General features: G+C 69.0%; 16 protein-coding genes and 1 pseudogene. 9 read left to right on the forward strand and 8 right to left on the reverse strand.

The genetic code is table 11. From position 1 onward, the window contains the following. The first annotated feature begins 43 nt into the window (after window positions 1-43). Window positions 44-514: a 23S rRNA (pseudouridine(1915)-N(3))-methyltransferase RlmH gene (gene rlmH / locus FOF45_RS12290; protein WP_158985274.1), complete on the forward strand. Its 471-nt coding sequence runs from the start codon at window positions 44-46 to the stop codon at window positions 512-514. A gap of 58 nt (window positions 515-572) precedes the next feature. Here the strand turns inward: rlmH and FOF45_RS12295 are convergent, their stop codons facing one another. The 3 genes from FOF45_RS12295 to FOF45_RS12305 all read right to left on the reverse strand — a co-directional run bounded on the left by FOF45_RS12295 (window position 573) and on the right by FOF45_RS12305 (window position 2,304). Next, the gene (locus tag FOF45_RS12295; RefSeq protein ID WP_233264139.1) at window positions 573-1,235 is read right to left on the reverse strand and encodes an energy transducer TonB; all 663 of its coding nucleotides are present in this window, start codon (window positions 1,233-1,235) and stop codon (window positions 573-575) included. A 134-nt stretch (window positions 1,236-1,369) separates the two neighbouring features. After that, a complete protein-coding gene (locus FOF45_RS12300; protein ID WP_158985278.1) occupies window positions 1,370-1,552 on the reverse strand; it encodes a hypothetical protein in 183 nt (60 codons plus the stop codon). Between the two features lie 2 nt (window positions 1,553-1,554). Beyond that, entirely contained in the window at window positions 1,555-2,304 is a 750-nt protein-coding gene (locus tag FOF45_RS12305) for an SIMPL domain-containing protein (protein WP_158985280.1), read from the reverse strand. 147 nt (window positions 2,305-2,451) lie between these two features. Between FOF45_RS12305 and FOF45_RS12310 the strand changes: the two genes are divergently transcribed. The 4 genes and pseudogenes from FOF45_RS12310 to tldD all read left to right on the forward strand — a co-directional run bounded on the left by FOF45_RS12310 (window position 2,452) and on the right by tldD (window position 10,047). Continuing rightward, the gene (locus tag FOF45_RS12310; RefSeq protein WP_325063854.1) at window positions 2,452-3,036 is read left to right on the forward strand and encodes a Maf family protein; all 585 of its coding nucleotides are present in this window, start codon (window positions 2,452-2,454) and stop codon (window positions 3,034-3,036) included. Between the two features lie 42 nt (window positions 3,037-3,078). Further along, window positions 3,079-4,572: a ribonuclease G gene (gene rng / locus FOF45_RS12315; RefSeq protein WP_158985284.1), complete on the forward strand. Its 1,494-nt coding sequence runs from the start codon at window positions 3,079-3,081 to the stop codon at window positions 4,570-4,572. 33 nt (window positions 4,573-4,605) lie between these two features. Then, window positions 4,606-8,461: pseudogene (locus tag FOF45_RS12320) on the forward strand (YhdP family protein). Window positions 8,462-8,604: 143 nt separating this feature from the next. Continuing rightward, a complete protein-coding gene (gene tldD, locus FOF45_RS12325) occupies window positions 8,605-10,047 on the forward strand; it encodes a metalloprotease TldD (RefSeq protein WP_158985288.1) in 1,443 nt (480 codons plus the stop codon). A gap of 35 nt (window positions 10,048-10,082) precedes the next feature. Here tldD and yjgA read toward each other — a convergent pair whose 3' ends face one another. After that, entirely contained in the window at window positions 10,083-10,652 is a 570-nt protein-coding gene (gene yjgA, locus FOF45_RS12330) for a ribosome biogenesis factor YjgA (protein ID WP_158985290.1), read from the reverse strand. Window positions 10,653-10,760: 108 nt separating this feature from the next. Here yjgA and pmbA point away from each other — a divergent pair, with 108 nt between their 5' ends. Next, on the forward strand, window positions 10,761-12,149 hold the full coding sequence (pmbA, locus tag FOF45_RS12335; protein WP_425481921.1) for a metalloprotease PmbA: 1,389 nt from the start codon (window positions 10,761-10,763) through the stop codon (window positions 12,147-12,149). Window positions 12,150-12,233: 84 nt separating this feature from the next. Further along, on the forward strand, window positions 12,234-12,686 hold the full coding sequence (locus FOF45_RS12340) for a DUF4870 domain-containing protein (RefSeq protein ID WP_233264140.1): 453 nt from the start codon (window positions 12,234-12,236) through the stop codon (window positions 12,684-12,686). 225 nt (window positions 12,687-12,911) lie between these two features. Here FOF45_RS12340 and ispA read toward each other — a convergent pair whose 3' ends face one another. Genes ispA through tilS form a run of 3 tightly spaced genes read right to left on the reverse strand, consistent with a single transcriptional unit; the run spans window position 12,912 to window position 15,412 of the window. Then, the gene (gene ispA, locus FOF45_RS12345; RefSeq protein WP_158985292.1) at window positions 12,912-13,787 is read right to left on the reverse strand and encodes a (2E,6E)-farnesyl diphosphate synthase; all 876 of its coding nucleotides are present in this window, start codon (window positions 13,785-13,787) and stop codon (window positions 12,912-12,914) included. Next, window positions 13,780-14,064 carry an exodeoxyribonuclease VII small subunit gene (locus FOF45_RS12350; protein ID WP_158985294.1) on the reverse strand — a complete coding sequence of 95 codons (285 nt, stop codon included), beginning with the start codon at window positions 14,062-14,064 and terminating at the stop codon, window positions 13,780-13,782. Before FOF45_RS12350 ends, ispA begins: the two co-directional genes overlap by 8 nt. Before the next feature lie 31 nt (window positions 14,065-14,095). Beyond that, window positions 14,096-15,412: a tRNA lysidine(34) synthetase TilS gene (gene tilS / locus FOF45_RS12355; protein WP_158985296.1), complete on the reverse strand. Its 1,317-nt coding sequence runs from the start codon at window positions 15,410-15,412 to the stop codon at window positions 14,096-14,098. A gap of 117 nt (window positions 15,413-15,529) precedes the next feature. Between tilS and FOF45_RS12360 the strand changes: the two genes are divergently transcribed. Then, complete coding sequence (locus tag FOF45_RS12360; RefSeq protein ID WP_158985298.1) at window positions 15,530-16,591, forward strand: NADH:flavin oxidoreductase/NADH oxidase; 1,062 nt, start codon at window positions 15,530-15,532, stop codon at window positions 16,589-16,591. Window positions 16,592-17,341: 750 nt separating this feature from the next. Here the strand turns inward: FOF45_RS12360 and FOF45_RS12365 are convergent. Next, a complete protein-coding gene (locus tag FOF45_RS12365) occupies window positions 17,342-18,301 on the reverse strand; it encodes an acetyl-CoA carboxylase carboxyltransferase subunit alpha (RefSeq protein WP_158985300.1) in 960 nt (319 codons plus the stop codon). Window positions 18,302-18,473: 172 nt separating this feature from the next. Here FOF45_RS12365 and FOF45_RS12370 point away from each other — a divergent pair, with 172 nt between their 5' ends. After that, window positions 18,474-20,933 carry a glycoside hydrolase family 31 protein gene (locus tag FOF45_RS12370; protein ID WP_158985302.1) on the forward strand — a complete coding sequence of 820 codons (2,460 nt, stop codon included), beginning with the start codon at window positions 18,474-18,476 and terminating at the stop codon, window positions 20,931-20,933. The last annotated feature ends 8 nt before the right edge of the window (window positions 20,934-20,941 follow it).

Below are 20,941 nucleotides of genomic sequence, written 5' to 3' on the forward strand. Positions count from 1 at the left end.
TCAGCGCACCGGATCGTGACGCGCAACCGCTACCATCCCCGTAATGAAAGCGAAACTGATCGCCGTGGGCGAGCGTGCGCCGCGCTGGGTGGCCGAGGGATTCGGCGAATACCAGAAGCGCCTGTCGCATTGGCTCCCGCTGGAACTGGTCGAAGTCGAGCCCGGCCTGCGTGGCAAGGGCCGGGACGCCGCGCGCGCGATGCAGGACGAAGGCGCGCGCGTGCTGGCCGCGTTGCCAAAGAACGCGCTGGTGGTGACGCTGGACGGACGCGGCAAGCCCTGGTCGTCGGAACAGCTCGCGCAGCGGCTTGAACATTGGCGCGCACAGGGCCGCGACCTGGCGTTCCTGATCGGCGGTCCCGAAGGCCATGCGCCGGAAGTGATCGCGCGCGGCGACGAATCGTGGTCGCTCGGCCCGCTAACGTTGCCGCACATGCTGGTGCGATTGGTCGCGGCGGAACAGCTGTATCGCGCCGCTGCGCTGCTGGCGAACCATCCGTATCACCGGGCGTGAATCTCTGCACTGACGCGAACGATCCGCGCGAAGCGGATCGTTCGCGGTACGGGTCAGATCACTGCAACGAGAACTCGATCGGCACGCGCCCCAGTGCCTGCACGGGTTGTCCGTCGCGCATCGCTGGCTGGAACGTCCAGCGCTTGAGCACGGTTCGCGATGCTGCCTGATCGAGCACGCGATGGCCGCTGCTGCGCACGATGCGCACGTCGAGCGGGCGTCCGTCGATGCCGACGAGGATTTCCAGTTCGACCACGCCGGTCAGTCCGTCGCGCATCGCCTGGCCAGGATACGGCGGCGGTGGCGAGTTCAGCGCTTGCAGTTGCGCGGCCGCAGCGGGCGGCATGGGATCGAGCGTCGCGCCTTCGTCGACGGCGATCTGCGCAGGTTCGATCGCGATGTCACCCGGCTGCGGATCGACCACGGGCGTCTCGTTGCGCGCGATCGGCTGCGGATGCAGCGACGGCTGCGAGGTGGGCGTCGGCGGGCGCTGTCGGATCTCCACATGCTCCGGCGGCTTGATCGGCTTCGGCTTGACGGGCTCGTAGATGATGGGCCCTTCCTCACGCGCAGGCGGCTCGCGCACCACGTGTGCCGTCAGCGGTATGAGCAGCAACAGGATCAGCGCAGCGTTGACGAGGAGGGTGCCCGTATTGGCGGCGATGCGGCCGGCGTCGATGGGTTCGCGCGGCGGGAACGGAAACGATGCGGCGTGGGTCATGGCAGGACCTCCTGTGGTTGCCATGAATCGCCAACGTGCCAGCGCGCGCGATGGGGTTGAGGCCGTGCACGCTCGGCACAAAAAGAGAAGGGCCCGCGCAAGGCGGGCCCTTCGATGCATCACGATCACGCTGCTTAGTTGGACTCCGGTCCCTTTTCCGGTTCGCGTTCCAGTCCACCTTCGTCCGGATCGGGCTCGCGCTTCGGGTGCGGAGCACGCACGTCGTCGCGGTCGCGCGGCTTCGGCTCGGCGTAACCCGGATTGTGGCCGGGACGCGGATCGGGGGCGGGCGGAGCGGTCTTTCCGGAGTGGGCCATCGTCAGTTCCCGAGTTCGAACACCACGTCGAGATTGACCGACAGAGTGTTTTCGCCCGGTGAGATCGGCGTGGATTCCATGCGATCCATCGCCTTCATCGCCATCATCGGCATCGGGCGCGGCGGGGCGAAGCTGCCGCCTTCGCTGATGCTGACGATGCGGCGCACCTTCTTGCCCAGGGTCTTGGCGTACATCTCGGCGCGCGCCTGTGCCTTCTCCACCGCCGCGCGGCGGGCTTCGTCGTAGGCGGCTTCCTTCTTCGCGTCGTCGAGGTCGAAGGTCGGGCCGTTGATCTGGTTGGCGCCGGTGGCGACCAGCGCGTCCATGATCTTCCCGAGCTTGGCGATGTCGCGCACGGTGACGTTGACGTTGTTGATCGCCTGGTAACCGGTGATGGTCGGCGGCTGGTTCTCGCCGTACTTGTATTGCGGGTTGAGGTTGACCCCGCTGGTCTGCACGTCGCGCTCGGCGATGCCGGCGGCCTTGATCGCGGCGACGACCTTGGCCATCTGCTCGGCATTGGCGCGCATCGCGGCATTGGCGTCGGCGGCCTGGGTCACCACGCCGGTGGACAGCGTGGCGATGTCCGGCGCGCGGCGCGCTTCGGCCTGGGCCGACACGTTCAGCAGCGTGCCGTCGGTGGCGACGAAGGGCGTGGTCTGGGCAGGGCTCACGGCGGGCAGGGCTCCGAAGGCGAGGGCGGCGGCAAGGACGAGCGGGCGCAGCGTGAAGCGGGTCGACAGCTGGGGCATGGACAACTCCTCGTGGTGGGGGAAACAGGGCTGCCGTCTGCGACGGGCCCTAGGGTCTTGGCGATCCGGTGAACGATTCGTGAGCCCGGTCGGGGTTAACGATGATGCCCGTTCGGAGCCCCAGTCAGTGCGGGTTATGCTTTGCCGATGCTGTATCTCGCCTCCAAATCCCCACGCCGTCACGAATTGCTGGGCCGGCTGCTGTCGGGCCAGCCCGGTGCCGAATTCGGTGCACTCGACATCGACATCCCGGAACATCCGCAGCCCGGCGAGCCCGCGGAGGACTACGTCCGTCGCGTCGCCCGGGAGAAAGCGGGCGCCGGCCTGCTGAAAGTGGTCGCCAACCCGAGCGCGGTCGTGCTCGGTTCCGATACCGAGGTGGTCCTCGATGGCGAGGTCTTCGGCAAGCCGGCCGACGACGCGGGCGCGGCGGCGATGCTGCGCCGGCTGTCCGGCCGCACCCATCAGGTCATTTCCGCGGTGTCGCTGGTCTCGCCGTCGCGCGAGGGCCAGGCGGTATCGATTTCCGAAGTCACCTTCGCCCCCCTGGGCGAGGCGCAGATCGACGCCTACGTCGCCAGCGGCGAGCCGCATGGCCGCGCCGGCGCGTACGCCATCCAGGGTCTGGCCGAGGCGTTCACCACCCGGCTCTCCGGCAGCTATTCCGGGGTCATGGGCCTGCCGCTGTACGAGACGGCCAAACTGCTGCGCGAGTTCGGGGTGTTGAAGTGAGGCCAGCGCGTTTGCGTTGCACCGGATGCCTGGGGGGCTGAGATGTCGGAAGAGATTCTTGTAAACGTCACCCCGCGTGAGACCCGCGTAGCGGTCGTCGAGAACGGCATGCTGCAGGAACTGCACATCGAGCGCGGCTGGCGTCGCGGCGTGGTGGGCAACATCTACAAGGGCAAGGTGCAGCGGGTGATGCCCGGCATGCAGGCCGCGTTCGTCGATATCGGCCTGGAGCGTGCGGCGTTCCTGCACGCGGCGGACATCGTCAAGCCGGTGCCCGTCGCCGAAGGCGAGAACGCCGGCGAGGAAGCGCCGCTGCCGCCCGCACCGACGCGTCCCATCGCCGAGCTGCTGCGCGAAGGCCAGGACATCGTCGTGCAGGTGGTGAAGGATCCCATCGGCAGCAAGGGCGCGCGCCTGACCACGCAGCTGAGCATTCCCTCGCGTTACCTGGTGCTGTTGCCGCGCACGCGCGTGGTCGGTGTGTCGGCGCGCATCGAGGACGAAGCCGAGCGTGCGCGCCTGAAGGCGCACATCACCGCGGCCGCGCCATCGGGCGAGGGCCACGGCTACATCGTGCGCACCAACGCCGAAGGCCAGCCGGAAGAGCAGCTGAGCGAGGACGTCGGTTACCTCGCCCGCGTGTGGGGCCTGATCGAGGAACGCGCCCGCAACGCACGCGTCGGCGAGCGCGTGTACGAAGACCTGAACCTGCCGCTGCGTGCCGTGCGCGACCTCATGCGCAAGGACGTGGAGAAGGTGCGCGTGGATTCGCGCGAGACCTGCGAACGCCTGCGCGTGTTCGCGGCGCAGTACATGCCGGGTCTCGATGAAAAGATCGAGCACTACACCGGCGCACGCCCCATCTTCGACCTGTACGGCGTCGAGGACGAGATCCAGCGCGCACTGGACAAGGAAGTGCCGCTGAAGTCCGGTGGCTACCTGGTCATCGACCAGACCGAAGCGATGACGACGGTGGACATCAACACCGGTTCGTTCCTCGGCCAGCGCAACCTCGAGGAAACGGTGTACCGCACCAATCTCGAAGCGGCGCAGTCGGTGGCGCGCCAGCTGCGCCTGCGCAACCTGGGCGGCATCATCATCATCGACTTCATCGACATGACCGATGCCGAGCACAAACGCCAGGTGCTGCGACAGCTGGAAAAGTCGCTCGCGCGCGACCACGCCAAGACCACGGTGTACGAATTCTCGCCGCTGGGGCTGGTGGAGATGACGCGCAAGCGCACCACCGAAAGCCTGGAGCGCCAGCTCAGCGAGCCCTGCCACGAGTGCGGCGGGCGCGGCACGCTGAAGACGCCCGAGACGGTGACCTACGAGATCTTCCGCGACATCGTCCGCCAGGTGCGCCAGTTCGATGCGCAACGCCTGCTGGTGATCGCCTCGCCGAAGGTCGTCGCGCGCATCACCGACGAAGAATCCGCGGCGGTCGCCGAACTGGAGGAATTCCTGGGCAAGTCGATCCGCTTCCAGGCGGACGATCAGTACGCGCAGGAGCAGTTCGATGTCGTGCTGCTGTAACACCGTGGCTGCGGTCGTGCGCGGGGAGCGCTGATGCCCACTCCGATGCGCCGCCGCTTGCGCCTGGCCCGGCGTGGACTGGCCTACACCGTCGCGCTGACGCTGGTGCTGGTCGCACTCGTGCTGGCCGTCGCGAGCCAGGTACTGCCGATGGCCGAAAGCAATCCGCAGCGGATCGCTGCGTGGTTGAGCGAGCGCGCTGGCCGACCGGTGACGTTCGATCGCGTCGAGACGGCGTGGACGCGTCGTGGCCCGCTGCTTCGCCTGGACAACCTGCGCGTCGGCGAAGGCACGCAGGAGTTCACCGTCGGCGATGCCGAGATGCTGGTGTCGGTGTACGCGGGCCTGCTGCCGGGGCATGCGTTCTCCGAGCTGCGCCTGCGCGGTCTGGACCTCACGCTCGAACGCGCCGACGACGGGCGCTGGAAAGTGCGCGGCCTGCCCGGACAGGAACAACCCGCGCAGCGCGATCCGCTGTCGGCGCTGGAAGGTCTCGGCGAATTGCAGGTGATCGACGGCAAGCTCACCGTGATCGTTCCGCAGCTCGGCGTCGACGCGCGCATCCCGCGCATCAACCTGCGCCTGCGCGTGGACGGCCCGCGCGTGCGCGCCGGCGTGCGCGCATGGCCTGGCACCGGAGTGCCCGGTGCGGCGACGTCGCCGCTCGACGCCGTACTCGATTTCGACCGTCGCCAGGGCGATGGACGCGCCTACGTCGGCGCTCGTCGCGCGGATCTTTCCGCATGGGCCGCACTGGCGCAGGTCGCCGGCGTCGGTGCGGAAAGCGGGCAGGGTCGCGCCGAAGCGTGGGCGGACCTGCGTGGGCATCGCATCACCCGCGTCACCGCCGACGTCGCGCTCGACCAGGTCGGGCTGCGCGGAGCCGCGCTGGCCGGCAGCACGATTCCGCGCGTGGCGTTTTCGCACGTCGAAGCACTCGCGCGCTGGCAGGCGATCGACGGCGGCTGGCGCGCGGACGCACCGAAGCTGCGCATCGACAGCGTCGGACTGACCCAGAAACTCGACGGCCTCGCTGTCGCCGGCGGCAATCGCTACGCGCTGCGCGCGGACCGCATCGATGCCGGTCCGCTGCTGGCCGCGGCCGCGCTGAGCGATCGCCTTGCGCCCGGACTGCGCGCGTGGCTGCACAACACGCGGCCGCGCGTGGCGCTGCAACGTATCGACGTGGCCGGCGTGCGCGGCGGCGCGGTGCGTGCGCATGCGCGCATCGACTCGTTCGGCTTCGAAGCGGTCGGGAACGCGCCGGGACTGAGCGGACTGGCGGGTGAGTTCGACGGCGACGCCGACGGCTTCAACCTGCAGCTCGATCCGAAATCCCCGATGCGTTTCGACTGGCCGAGCGGCTTCGGCGTGAGCCACACCGTGAACCTCGAAGGCGCAGTCGCCGGCTGGCGCGAAGGCGCGGGCTGGCGCATCGGCACGCCGGCGTTGCGCGTGAAGGGCCAGGGCTTCGGCGTGCACGCGCGCGGCGGTCTGTGGTGGCAGGGCGATGGCACGCGTCCGTGGATCGATATCGCCGCCGCCATCGACGAAACCCCGTTGCCGGTCGCGAAGGGCTTCTGGATCCGCCACCTGATGCCGCCGCGCGTGGTCGACTGGCTCGACAACGCATTGGTCGGTGGCCACCTGCGCGACGGTCGCGCGGTGATATCGGGCGATCTCGACAATTGGCCTTTCCGCAACCACGACGGTCTGTTCGACGCACGCGCGCGACTCGACGGCGCAGTGATCAAGTTCCAGCCCGAGTGGCCGGCGGTCGATGCGCTCGATGCGGACATCGCCTTCGTCGCCGACGGTTTCACCGTCGAAGGTCGCGGCCGCCTTGCCGGCGTCGGCATCGAACGCGTGCGCGCGGGCATCGATCACTATCGCGGCGGCGCGCTCACCGTGGAGGCACAGGGCGCGGGCGATGCGATGCAGCTGGTGCAGCTACTGCGCGAGAGCCCGTTGCAGAAGGAACACGCCGACACGTTGAAGAACGTCGTCGCGAACGGTCCGGCGAAGGTCGGCTTCCGCATGAACATGCCGTTGCATCCGAATGCGGTGACGACGATCGCCGGCGACGTCGAACTGAAGGACGCCAAGCTCGCCGATCCGAGGTGGAAGCTCGCGTTCGACCAGGTCAACGGACGCGCCGAGTACGCGCGCGGCGGCTTCCGCGCCGAAGGACTGAAGGTGCGTCACGAAGGCCAGCCCGGTTCGCTGTCGCTGCGCGCGGGCAACGATTTCGTGCGCGACAAGGGCAACGTGTTCGAAGCCGGGCTCGATGCACAGATGTCGGCTCCGGAGCTGCTCGATCGCGCGCCGGAACTGGCGTGGCTGAAGCCGCACGTGAGCGGACGTTCCGCGTGGACGGTCGGCATCGCGATTCCGAAGACGGCGCCGGGCAGGACCGCGCCGACGTTGCTGCAGTTGCAGACGAACCTGGTCGGCACGGCGCTCGACCTGCCGGCGCCACTGCGCAAGCCGGCAGGGGATTCGCTCGCGACCTCGGTGGAAACGCCGTTGCCGATGGGCAGCGGCGACGTGCGCGTGAACCTGGGCAACCTGATCGCGGTGCGTGCGCGCAGCCAGAACGGCCAGACCGGCATCCGTCTCGCGCTGGGCAGCAGTCGCGTGGACGACCTTCCGCCCGCGCGCGGCCTGGTCGCGACCGGACGCGCGATGAGCCTGGATGCGATCGACTGGATCGGCCTGTTGCACGGCGGCAGCGGCGACGGCCTGCCGCTGCAGCGCATCGACGTCACGGCGCAGCGGCTGAACCTGCTCGGCGGCGTGTTCCCCGAAACGCACCTGGTGGTCGTGCCGGCGCCGCAGGGTGCGACCGCGGTGCAGGTCGAGGGCGCGGCGCTGCAGGGCGCGGTGCTGGTTCCCGCGGCCGAAGGTGCGGCGATTGCAGGGCGCTTCGAGCGCATGCACTGGCGCGCGCCCAGGCGTGCGGGGGCGAGTACGGCCGCCGCGCCGGATGCCGCGCCGGTCGTTGTCGAGGATCCATTCAATCCGGCGAAGATCCCGCCACTGACCATCGACATCGCCGACCTGCGCGTGGCCGACGCACGCATGGGTGAGGCGAAGATGCGCACGCATCCCACCGCCACCGGCATGCGCATCGAGCAGGTGCAGATGCGCGGCGAGCGCCAGCGCATCGACGTCAGCGGCGACTGGAACGGGCGCGGCGAATCGTCGCGCACCGCGCTGGACGTGCGCATCGACAGCGACGACCTCGGTCAGTTGCTGTCCGGCTTCGGCATGGGCCAGCAGCTCGCGGGCGGTGTGGGCACGATGCACTTCGACGCGTCGTGGGCCGGCAGCCCGGCTGCGTTCAACGTCGCTTCGCTGGACGGCACGCTCGACGCGAAGATCCGCGACGGTCGCCTGCTCGAAGTCGAACCCGGCGCGGGCCGTGTGCTGGGACTGCTCAGCCTCGCCCAGCTACCGCGGCGCTTGATGCTCGACTTCCGTGATTTCTTCTCCAAGGGCTTCGCCTTCAACGAGGCCGGCGGCACGGTGCGCTTCGCGGGGGGCACCGCGCACAGCGACAACCTGTCCATCGACGGACCGGCCGCGGCCATCATGATCCGTGGCAGCGCGAACCTGCGCGCGCAGAGCTTCGACCAGACCATCGAGGTCCGGCCCAAGGCCGGCAACCTGCTGACCGTGGCGGGCGCGATCGCCGGCGGGCCGGTCGGCGCGGCCATCGGCGCGGCCGCCAATGCGGTCCTGCAGAAGCCGCTGGGCGAGATGGCATCGCGCACCTACCGCGTGACCGGACCCTGGAAGGAGCCCAAGGTCGAGGTGGTCGGCAGCCAGCAGGGGCGCGCGGACGCCACGCCGCCCCGCTGAACCCCGCGTGTCGCGGCCGCCGTAGGCGGCCATCGCCGGGCACTCACCGGTTGGATTCGCCGGTTGTGCCACCATCTTCCCCACGACGGCATCGCCGTCCGTCCCACCTTGTTCGCCGCGCCCCCAGCCGGGCGCTGGGCGACACCGAATTCCTGTCGAGATCACCGAATGACCCTGCCGATCCAGATTGCCGAAACCCGCCTCCTGCTGCCCGCCGGGCTCGACGCGGGTGGGCTCGAACGCACCTTCGGCACGCTGATGGGCCCGGGCGTCGACTACGGCGACCTGTATTTCCAGCACGCACGCCGCGAGAGCTGGACCGTCGAGGACGGCATCGTCAAGGACGGCGCGCATTCGATCGAGCAGGGCGTCGGCGTGCGCGCGATCAGCGGCGAGAAGACGGGCTTTGCCTATTCGGACGAAATCAACACGCAGGCGCTGCTGTCGGCGTCGAAGTCGGCGCGCGCCATCGCCCGCGACGGTGCGGTGCATGCCTCGCACGCGCTGGTGCGCGGCGGCGGTCGTGAGCTGTACGCGCCGGAAGATCCGATCGACGGTTACGCCAATGAAGCCAAGGTCGAAGCGCTGCGTCGCGTCGACCGCCTGCTGCGTGCCGCCGATCCGCGCGTGAAGCAGGTGATGGTGAGCCTGTCCGGCGGCGTGGACACGATCCTCGTCGCGCGCACCGACGGCGTGCTCGCCGCCGACGTGCGTCCGCTGGTGCGCCTGAACGTGCAGGTGATCGTCGAACAGAACGGCCGTCGCGAGAGCGGCTATGCCGGCGGTGGCGGTCGCTACAGCTACGCGGAGCTGCTCGACGGCGACAAGCCGGAGAAGCTCGCGCGCGAAGCGCTGCGCCAGGCGCTGGTGAACCTGGAAGCGATCGACGCACCTGCCGGCATCATGCCGGTGGTGCTCGGCAGCGGCTGGCCAGGGGTGTTGCTGCACGAAGCGGTCGGCCACGGCCTGGAAGGCGACTTCAACCGCAAGGGCACCTCGACCTATGCCGGCCGCATGGGCCAGCGCGTGGCGTCGCCGGGCGTGACCATCGTCGACGACGGCACGCTCGCCGGTCGTCGGGGCTCGCTCAACGTCGACGACGAAGGCACGCCGACCAACTGCACCACGCTGATCGAAGATGGCGTCCTGGTGGGCTACATGCAGGACACGCTCAACGCGCGCCTGATGGGCATGACGCCGACCGGCAATGGCCGTCGCGAGTCGTTCGCGCACCTGCCGATGCCGCGCATGACCAACACCTACATGCTCGCCGGCCAGCACGATCCGGAAGAGATGATCCGCTCGGTGAAGAAGGGCCTGTACGCGGTCAACTTCGGCGGCGGCCAGGTCGACATCACCAGCGGAAAATACGTGTTCTCCGCGACCGAGGCCTATCTGATCGAGGATGGAAAGATCACCGCGCCGGTGAAGGGCGCGACCTTGATCGGCAACGGCCCGGAGACGATGCAGCGGGTCAAGATGATCGGCCACGACCTCGCGCTGGACGAAGGCGTGGGCGTATGCGGCAAGGACGGGCAGAGCGTGCCGGTGGGCGTCGGTCAGCCGTCGCTGCTGATCGACCAGCTGACGGTGGGCGGTACGCAGGCGTGATGGACGCCGCTTCCCTTCTCCGCCGGAGAAAGGGATTACTCGGCGTCGTCGTCGGCCAGTTCGTCGGTATCGTCGGACGCCGTACCCGTGCCCAGGATCACCTCGCGCAGCTCGCGGTACAGCTCGCGGAACTGCCGCGGCGGCTTGTTCTTGTTGCGCTCGTCGAGCGCGCCGCGCACGAGCTGGCGCAAGTGCTGGCGGTCGGCGGTCGGGTATTCGTCGAGCAACTGCGCCAGCGCGGCATCGCCGTCGGCGAGCAGGCGCTCCCGCCACGCCTCGACGCGGTGCATCGCCGCGACTTCGCGCCGCGCGGCGTCGCCGTCCTCGTCGAGCGCGTCGCGCAGCGCTTCCAGCACGTCGTCGTCCTCGCGGCGCATCTGCTTGGCCAGGTACGCGAGCTGGCGCTTGTGCGCGATGTGCGCGGTGATGCGCTTGCACTCGCGGATGTGCGGCAGCAGCGACTCGGGTACGGGCAGCTTCGCCAGCTGGGCCTCGGTCAGCGACACCAGTTTCTCGCCCAGGGCCAGCACTTCCAGCGCCTCGCGCCGGTTCTGGCTGCGGCTCGGGCTCAGGAACTCGCCGGTTTCGTCGTCTCTACCACGCATGTGTCCACTTCCGGTTGCCTGGCGGGCGCCGCGGTGTCCGCGCGTAACCGCCTTGAAGAAATCCGATCCGCGGGCCTGCCGCCGGATCGCCAGTGAAAGGATAAGCCATTGAACGTGATCGAACCTTCCAGCCTGCCGGCCTACGCGACCTCGCTCGGCGACAGCCATGCCCGCCTGGACGCCCTCGCGGACATCTCGCAGCGCCTGCTGGACGCCTGCCGCGCCCAGGGCGCGACCCAGGCCGAGGTGTCCTGCTCGGAGGAATCCGGCCTCAACGTCAACGTGCGCATGGGCGAGGTGGAGACGGTCGAGTCCACGCGCGACCGCGGCATCTCGGTGACGGTGTACTTCGGCCAGCGCAAAGGTAGCGCCAGCACCGCCGACCTGCGCGAGGAAAGCCTGGAATCCACGGTCGAACAGGCCTGCGCGATCGCGCGCCACACCGAGGACGACGCGGCCGCCGGGCTGGCCGATGCCGCGCTGATGGCGAAGGACCTGCGCGAATTCGACTCGTGGCATCCGTGGATGATCGACGCCGACCGCGCCCTCGACCTCGCGCTCGCCTGCGAGCAGGCCGGTCGCGATAGCGACGCGCGCATCGAGAATTCCGACGGCGCCTCGGTCGGCACGGGCGAGAGCATCAGCGTCTACGCCAACTCGCACGGTTTCATCGGCCGCGAGCGCAGCACCCAGCACAGCCTCGGCTGCGCGTTGATCGCCGGCCGTGGCGATGCGATGCAGCGCGACGGCTGGTACAGCATCGGCCTGTCCGCCGACGACCTGGAATCGGCCGCGACCATCGGCCGCAAGGCTGCGCAGCGCGCCGCTTCGCGCCTGCAGCCGCGCCAGATAGCCACCGGCGAATACCCGGTGCTGTTCGCCGCGGAAATGGCCCGTTCGCTGGTCGGCCACCTGCTCGGCGCGGTGTCCGGCGGCGCGCTGTACCGTCGCGCCAGCTTCCTCGTCGACAGCGTCGGCACGAAGCTGTTCCCGGACTGGTTCGCGGTCGACGAACTGCCGTTCCTGCCGCGCGGTTTCCGTTCCGCTTCATTCGATGCCGAAGGCGTGGCCACGCGCGAATCGCCGCTGGTGACGGGTGGCGTGCTGCAGCGTTACATCCTCGGCAGCTACTCGGCGCGCAAGCTTGGGCTTGCGACCACAGCCAACGCAGGCGGCGTGCACAACCTGCAGATCGAGGCGAACGCGGGCGATTTCGAATCGATGCTGCGCGGCATGGGCCGTGGCTTGCTGGTGACCGAGCTGATGGGGCAGGGCGTGAACACCGTGACCGGCGATTACTCGCGCGGCGCCGCGGGATTCTGGGTGGAGAACGGACAGATCCAGTATCCGGTCGACGGCATCACCGTGGCCGGCAACCTGCGCAACATGTACACGGCGATCGAAGCGGTCGGCAGCGACGTCGATCCGCGTTCGCACGTGCGCACCGGTTCGATCCTGGTCGGACGCATGACGGTGGCGGGCGAATCGGAAGGCTGAGCCCCCGCGCGGGCGTGACGTTCGATGCTTGACCTGTCAGCGGCCCCGGCGGAAAGTGGGCCCGTCCACTCCAAGGAGCAGGTCATGAGCGAAAACCCGTTCGATCCGAGTCAGGCCTCCGCACCACCTCCGCCACCTCCGCCGTCGCAGGACCATCCCAGTGGCATCGTCGCCGAACAGCGCCAGTGGGCGATGTTCGCGCACCTGTCGGCGATCCTCGGCGCGGTGCTGACGTCCGGCATCGGCGGTTGGGGCACGTTCCTCGGCCCGCTGATCATCTGGCTGTTGAAGAAGGACACGATGCCCTTCGTCGACGACCAGGCGAAGGAAGCGCTGAACTACAACATCACCGTGGCGATCGTGTTCTTCGCGCTGTGGGTGCTGGTGTTCATCACCCTGGGCATCGGCTTCCTGATCGCGATCCCGGCATGGATCGTCATCGGCATCGCGTGGCTGGTCTTCACGATCATCGCGGCGATCAAGTCCAACGACGGCGTGGCCTACCGCTATCCGTTCACGATGCGGCTGGTGAAGTAAGCGCCACCAGCCGTTCGAGCCGAAACCGGAAAACAGGAACGCCCGCTTCGTCGAAGCGGGCGTTCTTTTTTGCCGTCATTCCCGCGAAGGCGGGGTCTCTTGGGTCGCCGAACGGCGGAACTATCCAACCGTGCTTGCATCGCGCTCGCCGGAAGGCGGAGTCGGGTCGGCGACATGGATCCCCGCCTTCGCGGGGATGACAGCTTGCTACACCTCGATTCGCCCTCAGCGATCCCGTTCGATCGCCATCCGTCCCAGCGCGGTCAATGCGTCCGCACGCGCGCCGAACGGCGCCAGTGCTTCGGTCATGGTGTCGCGCAGTTCTTCCAGCCGCGCGCGCGATGCGTCCAGGCCGATCAGCGCCGGGAATGTGGCCTTGTCCTGCGCGACGTCCTTGCCGGCGGTCTTGCCGAGCGTGGCGCTGTCGCCTTCGATGTCGAGGATGTCGTCGCGTACCTGGAAGGCGAGGCCGAGCGCGGTCGCGTAGCGATCCAGGCGAATGCGTTCGTTCTGCGTCGCGCCGCCGCACAGCGCGCCCATGCGCACGGCCGCGCGGATCAGCGCACCGGTCTTGAGCGAGTGCAGCGTTTCCAGTTCGTCCACCGACAGCGACGTGCCGTTGCCGGTCGCGGCCAGGTCGAGCGCCTGTCCGCCGCACATGCCCGCGCTGCCGGAGGCGATGGCGAGCGTGCGGATCAGGCCGACGCAGATCGCGGCGTCGACTGGCGCGTGCGCGAGCACGTCGAAGGCGAGCGATTGCAGCGCGTCGCCGGCGAGGATCGCGGTGGCTTCGTCGAACGCGACGTGCACGGTCGGCTGGCCGCGACGCAGGGCGTCGTCGTCCATCGCCGGCAGGTCGTCGTGGACCAGCGAGTAGGCGTGGATCAGTTCGACCGCGACCGCGGGCGCGTCGAGCGTGTCCAGCGACGCGCCGAACACCGAGCCGGCGGCGTACACCAGCAGCGGACGCATGCGTTTGCCGCCGAGCAGCACGGCGTGGCGCATCGCCGCGTGCAGGCGCTGCGGCGAGGTCTGCGGGTCGGGCAGGGCGCGTTGCAGGGCGGCGTCGGCGCGTTCGCGCCAGCCGGCGAGGTCAGCCATCGTTGCCGTTCTGGGCGGGCGGTGCGTGGAACGGCTCGCCGGCGGCGGGATTCTGCGGATCGCTGAGCAGGCGCACGCGCAGCTCGGCCTGTTCGAGCGCGGTCTGGCAGCGGCGATAGAGACCGACGCCGCGCTCGTACGCGGCGAGCGAGTCCTCGAGGCTCATCTCGCCGTGCTCCATCTTCTCGACCAGTTGTTCGAGCGCGTCCAGCGACTTCTCGAAATCGGCGACCGGCGAAACGGCGGGCGAGTCTTCGTTGGCGGGGTTGCGGGGCATGGGCGAAGTTTGCGGCCCGGAAGAAACGGAATCAATTGCCGGGCGTGGGCAGTGGCCACGGTTCCCAGCACAGGCGGGCGCCGCGATCGCGCAGCCAGCGGTCGAATGCGTCCGAGAGGGCCACGTCGCCAGCGGCCAGCAGGCTGCCTTCGCGGTCGAACAGCAGGGGCAGTCGTTCGCGTTCCCACGGCGGGATGCCGAGGTCCTGCAGGACGTGCTTGAGCGCATGCGAATGGCGGCGTCCCGGCAGCGCGATGCGCTCTCCGCCCTGCCGCGCCCGCGCGATGAGCGCCTCGTCGAACCTCGCCGCGCCGTCCAGTCGCAGCGCGCCGCCGTGCGGCAACGTGAGCGGCGATGAGCCGTCCCAGTCCGCGTGCCAATCCCCGGGCAGCGGCGGGCGCCGATGGCCGGCCCACAGCAGGTCGCGCCAGGCGCGTATGACCACGCCGTGCCAGTGGAATTCCGGCTCGGCGTCGTCGCGCGCGCCGAGCAGTTCGGCTTCGATGCGCTCGACGCCGTTCGCGGGCAAGGGCGGCAATCGTAGCGATGCGATCCATTGCCGCAGCACGCGCGCACGGCGAGCGGCCGGCAATGCCATCAGGCGTGTGCGCGAGAGGGCCTGCGGATCGGCCGTCGTCACCTCGGCGAGTGCCAGCGCATCGCCGTCGTCCAGCAGTTCGTGTGCCTGCGCGCACAGCGCGGCCGACTGCGCCAGGGTCGCGTCCGCCTGCGGCCAGCGTTCGCGCAATAGCGGCAGCACGTGCTGGCGCAGGAAGTTGCGGTCCAGCCGCGTGTCGGCATTGCTCGGATCGTCGATCCACGACAGCCCGTGCGCCTGCGCCCAGGCCTGCAGGTCGTCACGGCCGTGCGCGAGCAGCGGTCGCCACAGTGAGCCCGTACCGAACGCACGCCAGCGCCGCATCGCCGCGAGTCCGTCGGGGCCCGACGCGCGCAGGGCGCGCAGGAGGAAGGTCTCGGCCTGGTCGTCGCGATGGTGCGCCAGCACCAGCACTTCGCCCGGCGCGAGTGCGCGTTCGAACGCGGCATGGCGCGCCGCACGCGCGGCGGCTTCCAGCCCGTTGCCGTCGGGCACCACCGTGACGTGCACGATCTCCAACGGCACGCCCAGCGCCGCACACGTTTGCACGCAGTGCTGCGCCCACGCGTCGGCCTGCGGATGCAGGCCGTGGTGCACGTGCACCGCGCGCAGGCCGGTCTCGCGCGGCGCGGCGGCGAGCAGGTGCAGCAGCACGGTCGAATCCAGCCCGCCGCTGTAGCCCACGCACAGCGGGGCGTCGGGCCGGTCGTGAAGGGCCTGGGCCAGCGCAGGAGCGGGTCGCGGGGTCATCCGGCGATGGTGCCATGACGATGGAATGCAGCAACCCACCGATGGGGGCTGTCCTGACGGCCGCATGGACGCACCATCTTGTTCGTGTCTCGCCGTCGCATCGCCTGGAGTCCCACCGTGCCCCGTCTCTTCGATCCTCTCGAACAGCGCTCGCTCACGCTGCGCAACCGTCTGGTCGTGGCGCCGATGTGCCAGTACTCGGCGGTGGATGGTGTTCCCAACGACTGGCACCTGGTCCATCTGGGCAGCCGCGCGGTCGGCGGCGCGGGCGCGATCATCGCCGAGGCCAGCGCCGTCTCGGCCGAAGGTCGCATCTCGCCCTCCGACACCGGCCTGTGGAACGACCGCCAGGCCGAGGCATGGTCGCGCATCGCACGCTTCATGGCCTGCCAGGGCGCGGTGCCGGGCATCCAGCTCGCCCACGCCGGGCGCAAGGCCAGCGTCGCACCGCCGTGGCTGGGCGGCATCGCGGTCACCGCGGAAGACGGCGGCTGGACTCCGGTCGCGCCGTCGGCGATCGCCTTCAGCGAAACCTCGGCGGTGCCGCGCGCGCTGGCGACGAGCGAGCTGCACAACATCGTCGATGACTTTGCCTCCGCCGCGTGGCGCGCGCAGGCCGCGGGCTTCCGCCTGATCGAACTGCACGCCGCGCACGGCTACCTGCTGCACCAGTTCCTGTCGCCGCTGTCGAACCATCGTACCGACACCTACGGTGGTACGTTCGAGAACCGCATCCGCCTGCTGCTGGAAGTGATCGACGCGGTGCGCAAGGTCTGGCCGGAGCGCCTGCCGTTGTGGTTGCGCGTGTCCGCGACCGACTGGGCCGACGGCGGCTGGGATGTGGAGCAGAGCATCGAGCTGGCGCGCATCGCCAAGACGCGCGGCGTCGATCTGATCGACGTATCGAGTGGCGGCCTCGTGCACGGCACGAAGATTCCGCTGGAACCGGGCTACCAGGTGCCGTTTGCGGCGCGTATCCGACGCGAGGCGGGTATCGCGACGGGCGCGGTGGGCTTGATCACGAAGTCCGAACACGCCGAGTCGATCGTGGATCGCGGCGATGCGGATGTGGTCCTGTTCGCGCGCGAACTGCTGCGCGATCCGTATTTCCCGCGTCGCGCGGCGAAGGAGTTGTCAGGCGACCTGCATGCGCCGGAGCAGTACTTGCGGGCGTGGTGACGCTGGGCATTGGCAACCGCTTTCGAGCAACAGCGTTGGAGCAATAGCAACAGCTTCCGACCGTCTAAAGCCGGTCGGGTTACTTTTCTTTGCTGACCCAAAGAAAAAGTAACCAAAAGAAAGAGTCATTGAGATCCAACCCAGTCCTGCGACCGGACAGCGAAAGGGTGCCTTCGCGAGTCGGCTCCTGCCTCCGCGCGAAGCGCCGCACGTCCTGTGCGACGCCCTCCGGGGCTAGAAACGAGCGGGCTGTTCGCGAAGCCGAGCAAGAGCGAAGGCCCCCACTGTCGCCGCCGTTGTGTGCCGTAGTGCCGTAGCCCGGGTAAGCGAAGCGCACCCGGGGCATTCCCTGCACTTCCCGGGTGCGCTTCGCTTACCCGGGCTACGTGACTGCTGTTGCTGTTGCCGTGCACTGCTGTTGTTCTTGCTCTTCGCCCTTCAGCGACTTCCGATCGAGCCGAGCACCGGAGCCGGAAAGGGGCCGAAGAGCCGCCCACTGTTTGAGCGGAGCGCAGCGCAGCGAGTTTGGGCGGCGTGCCCCTTTGCGGCGTAGGCGCGCAGGGCACCGCCGCGTAGCGGCGGCTCGTGAGAGGAGCGAACGGTTTTGGTTACTTTTGCCAGGACAAAAGTAACCCGCTCGCTTGCGAGCGGAAGCTGTTGCCGTTGCTGCAACGCTGTTGCTCGAAAGCGGTTGCTTTCGCAGTTCAACCACGCCCGCAACCCCGCTTTCGCGGGGATAGCCATCCGAACTTACGCCGCCTCGTACGCGCCGTAGCTGCGCAGGCGCTGGTAGCGGCGTTCCAGCAGTTCCTCGACGGGCAGCTGTTCCAGCGTGTCGAGTTCATTGAGCAGCACCGCCTTTAGGCGCGTGCCCATCTGCTTCGGATTGCGGTGCGCGCCGCCGATCGGCTCGCGCACGATCTTGTCGACCAGACCCAGGCCGAGCAGGCGCTTGGCGGTGAGGCCGAGCTGCTCGGCCGCGTCCTTGGCCTTGCCCGCGTCCTTCCACAGGATCGAGGCGCAGCCTTCCGGCGAGATCACCGAGTACGTGCTGTATTCCAGCATCAGTGTGCGATCGCCTACGCCGATGGCGAGCGCGCCGCCGGAACCGCCTTCGCCGATGACGGTGCAGATCACCGGGACCTTCAGCTCGCTCATCTCCAGCAGGTTGCGGGCGATGGCCTCGGACTGGCCGCGCTCTTCCGCGCCCACGCCCGGATACGCGCCGGGGGTGTCGATGAAGGTCAGCAGCGGCAGCTTGAAGCGCTCGGCCAGCTTCATCAGGCGCAGCGCCTTGCGATAGCCCTCCGGACGCGGCATGCCGAAGTTGCGCTTGATCTTGCTCTTGGTGTCGCGGCCCTTCTGGTGGCCGATGATGACCACGCTGCGACCGTTGATCCGGCCTAGGCCACCGACGATGGCGGCGTCGTCGGCGAACGCGCGGTCGCCGGCGAGTTCCTGGAACTCGTCGCACATCACGCGGATGTAGTCGTTGGTGTACGGGCGCGCCGGATGGCGGGCCAGCTGCGAGACCTGCCACGGGCTCAGGTCGCGGAAGATCTGCGCGGTACGGATGCGCAGCTTGTCCTGCAGCGCATGCACTTCGGCGTCCACGTCCACGGCCGGGCCATTGCTGGCGTGGCGCAGCTCCTGGATCTTGGCTTCCAGGTCGGCGATGGGCTGCTCGAAGTCGAGGTAATTCGGGTTCATGCGTGGGCCAATGGCCGGAAAGGGCGACAGTCTAGCCGAGCCGGGGTGACCGTACCGAGAGGTGTGTTCTGAGTACGGAACGCGCATTGAAAACGACTTCATGGCACTCGCGGGCCGCGCGCCCCCGGGCCCGTGCTTGAATCCGGTCAATGACTTGGACGGGGATGGTCGGATGAAGGCATGGGGATGGGCAGCCTGCACGCTGCTGGCGTGGGGGCTGGCCGGGCCGCTCGAAGCGGCTGGCTGGCGTCATCTGGGCGAGGCGGGGAAGGTCGAGCGCCGGGCCGACGGAGCGATCGTCCACAGCGGGCCGGCACGGTTGCAGGTGAGCGCCTACGCACCCGGCGTGTTCCGCGTGCGTCTGGCCCCGGACGGGCGCTTCGACGTGGATGCGTCGTGGGCCGTGGTGCAGGACGCCGCACCGCCGACCGTATCCGTGGGCGAAACGCGCGAGGCCGTGCGTATCGATGCGGGCGAGATCGTGGCGGTCGTCCACCGCTCGCCGCTGCGGGTGACGTTCACCGACCGAGAAGGCCGCACGCTGCTTGCCGACGCACCCGACATGCCGATGGCCTGGGCCGACAGCGCGCACGGCCCGCGCGTGCGCGCGTGGAAGACGATGCCGGCCGACGAGCACTACTACGGCCTCGGCGACAAGGCCGGTCCGCTCGACCGTCGCGGCCGCGCCTTCACCATGTGGAACACCGATGCGTACTCGTGGCAGGGCCACAGCGATCCACTGTACAAGTCGATCCCGTTCTTCATCGGCCTGCGCGCCGGCAATGCGTACGGCGTGTTCTTCGACAACACGCACCGCAGCAGTTTCGACCTCGGCAAGGAATCGGAGGAGTACTTCTCCTTCGGTGCCGAAGGCGGTGCGCTCGACTACTACGTCATCGCCGGACCGCAGCCGGCGAAGGTGATCGAACGCTACACCGCGCTGACCGGTCGCACGCCGCTGCCTCCGCTGTGGACGCTGGGTTTCCAGCAGTCGCGCTACAGCTACAACCCGGAAGCGAAGGTGCGCGAAATCGCGGCGAAGCTGCGCACGCAGCGCATTCCCAGCGACGCCATCTACCTCGACATCGATTACCAGCAGGGCTATGCGCCGTTCACCGTGGATCGCGCGCAGTTCCCACATTTCGAGGACATGATCGCCGATCTGCGCACGCAGGGACTGCGCACCGTGCTGATCACCGACCTGCACATCAAGCACGATCCGGGCAAAGGGTATGCGCCGTTCGATTCGGGACTGGCGGCGGACGCGTTCATCCGCAATCCCGACGGATCGCTCTATGTCGGTCCGGTATGGCCGGGCTATGCCGTGTTCCCCGATTTCACCTTGAATCGCGTGCGCGAGTGGTGGGGCGGGCTGTACCGCGATTTCGCGGCGATGGGCGCAGCCGGCTACTGGAACGACATGAACGAGCCGTCGGTGTTCCGCGTGCCCGGCAACACGATGTCGCTCGATGCCGTGCACCGCATGGAAGACGGCACGGCGCGCGACCACCGCGCGATCCACAACGCCTACGGCATGCTCAACGCGCGTGCGACCTACGAAGGCTTGCTGGAACTGCAGCCGAAGCAGCGCCCGTTCGTGCTCACGCGCGCGGCCTACGCGGGCGCGCAGCGCTATGCGGCGACGTGGACGGGCGACAACACCGCCAGCTGGCACCACCTTGCACAGAGCACGTCGAACCTGCTGAGCCTCGGGCTGTCCGGCATGGCGCTGGCCGGCGACGACGTCGGCGGTTTCATCGGCTCGCCGCCGCCGGACCTGCTGACGCGCTGGTTCCAGCTCGGCGCGTTCAATCCGGTATTCCGCAACCACGCCGCGACCGACACGCGGCCGCACGAAGCGTGGGTCGATGGCGCGAAGCAGGAAGCGCTGCGGCGCGCGGCGATCGAGCAGCGTTACCGTCTGTTGCCGTATCTCTACACCGCCGCCGAAGAGAATGCGCGCACGGGCATGCCGATCATGCGTCCGGTGTTCCTGCAGTTTCCGCAGGCCGAGACGTTCTACGGCAACGATCGCGATTTCCTGTTCGGCGCGGACCTGTTCATTGCGCCCGTCGCGGACGAACGCCTCGATGCACACACGGTGACGCTGCCGCCCGGCGAGTGGTACGCGTTCGGCACCTCGACGCGACAGGTCGCGGCGAAGGAACCGATCCGTTTCGATCCACGCCCGCAGGCCGTGCCCGTGTACGCACGCGCGGGGGCGATCGTGCCGATGCAGCCGCTGGTGCAGCACACCGGGCAGACGCCCGATGGCCCGCTGCAACTGCACGTCTACCTGCCGTCCGCGCAGGCGAATGCGCCGTGCGCCGGCGCGCTGTACCAGGACGATGGCGAGAGTTTCGACTATCGCGACGGTGCGTTCTTGCGCATCGCGTACGCGTGCGAGGCGACGCAGGCATCGGCCGCGATCGAATCGCGCATCGAGCACGATGGCTTCACGCCCTGGTGGCGAGATGCGGAGGTCACGGTGTTCGGCGTGGAACGCAAGCCCGCGTCGGTGACGCTCGATGGCATCGCGGTGGAGGGTTGGCGGTTCGATGGGAAGGCGGGAACGGTGGTGCTGACCGTGCCGCAGGCGCGCAGGAACTGGCGAGTGGAGTTGCGCGAGTAGGGTGGCTG

The organism is Lysobacter panacisoli (assembly GCF_009765165.1).
GTDB lineage: Bacteria > Pseudomonadota > Gammaproteobacteria > Xanthomonadales > Xanthomonadaceae > Lysobacter_J > Lysobacter_J panacisoli.

Coding starts and splice junctions, on each gene's coding strand:
- rlmH (WP_158985274.1), top strand. CDS start 44: ATGAAAGCGAAACTGATCGCCGTGGGCGAGCGTGCGCCGCGCTGGGTG.
- rng (WP_158985284.1), top strand. CDS start 3,079: ATGTCGGAAGAGATTCTTGTAAACGTCACCCCGCGTGAGACCCGCGTA.
- FOF45_RS12365 (WP_158985300.1), bottom strand. CDS start 18,301: ATGAACCCGAATTACCTCGACTTCGAGCAGCCCATCGCCGACCTGGAA.
- FOF45_RS12305 (WP_158985280.1), bottom strand. CDS start 2,304: ATGCCCCAGCTGTCGACCCGCTTCACGCTGCGCCCGCTCGTCCTTGCC.
- FOF45_RS12350 (WP_158985294.1), bottom strand. CDS start 14,064: ATGCCCCGCAACCCCGCCAACGAAGACTCGCCCGCCGTTTCGCCGGTC.
- FOF45_RS12370 (WP_158985302.1), top strand. CDS start 18,474: ATGAAGGCATGGGGATGGGCAGCCTGCACGCTGCTGGCGTGGGGGCTG.
- ispA (WP_158985292.1), bottom strand. CDS start 13,787: ATGGCTGACCTCGCCGGCTGGCGCGAACGCGCCGACGCCGCCCTGCAA.
- FOF45_RS12295 (WP_233264139.1), bottom strand. CDS start 1,235: ATGACCCACGCCGCATCGTTTCCGTTCCCGCCGCGCGAACCCATCGAC.
- tilS (WP_158985296.1), bottom strand. CDS start 15,412: ATGACCCCGCGACCCGCTCCTGCGCTGGCCCAGGCCCTTCACGACCGG.
- tldD (WP_158985288.1), top strand. CDS start 8,605: ATGACCCTGCCGATCCAGATTGCCGAAACCCGCCTCCTGCTGCCCGCC.
- FOF45_RS12340 (WP_233264140.1), top strand. CDS start 12,234: ATGAGCGAAAACCCGTTCGATCCGAGTCAGGCCTCCGCACCACCTCCG.
- FOF45_RS12300 (WP_158985278.1), bottom strand. CDS start 1,552: ATGGCCCACTCCGGAAAGACCGCTCCGCCCGCCCCCGATCCGCGTCCC.
- FOF45_RS12310 (WP_325063854.1), top strand. CDS start 2,452: ATGCTGTATCTCGCCTCCAAATCCCCACGCCGTCACGAATTGCTGGGC.
- yjgA (WP_158985290.1), bottom strand. CDS start 10,652: ATGCGTGGTAGAGACGACGAAACCGGCGAGTTCCTGAGCCCGAGCCGC.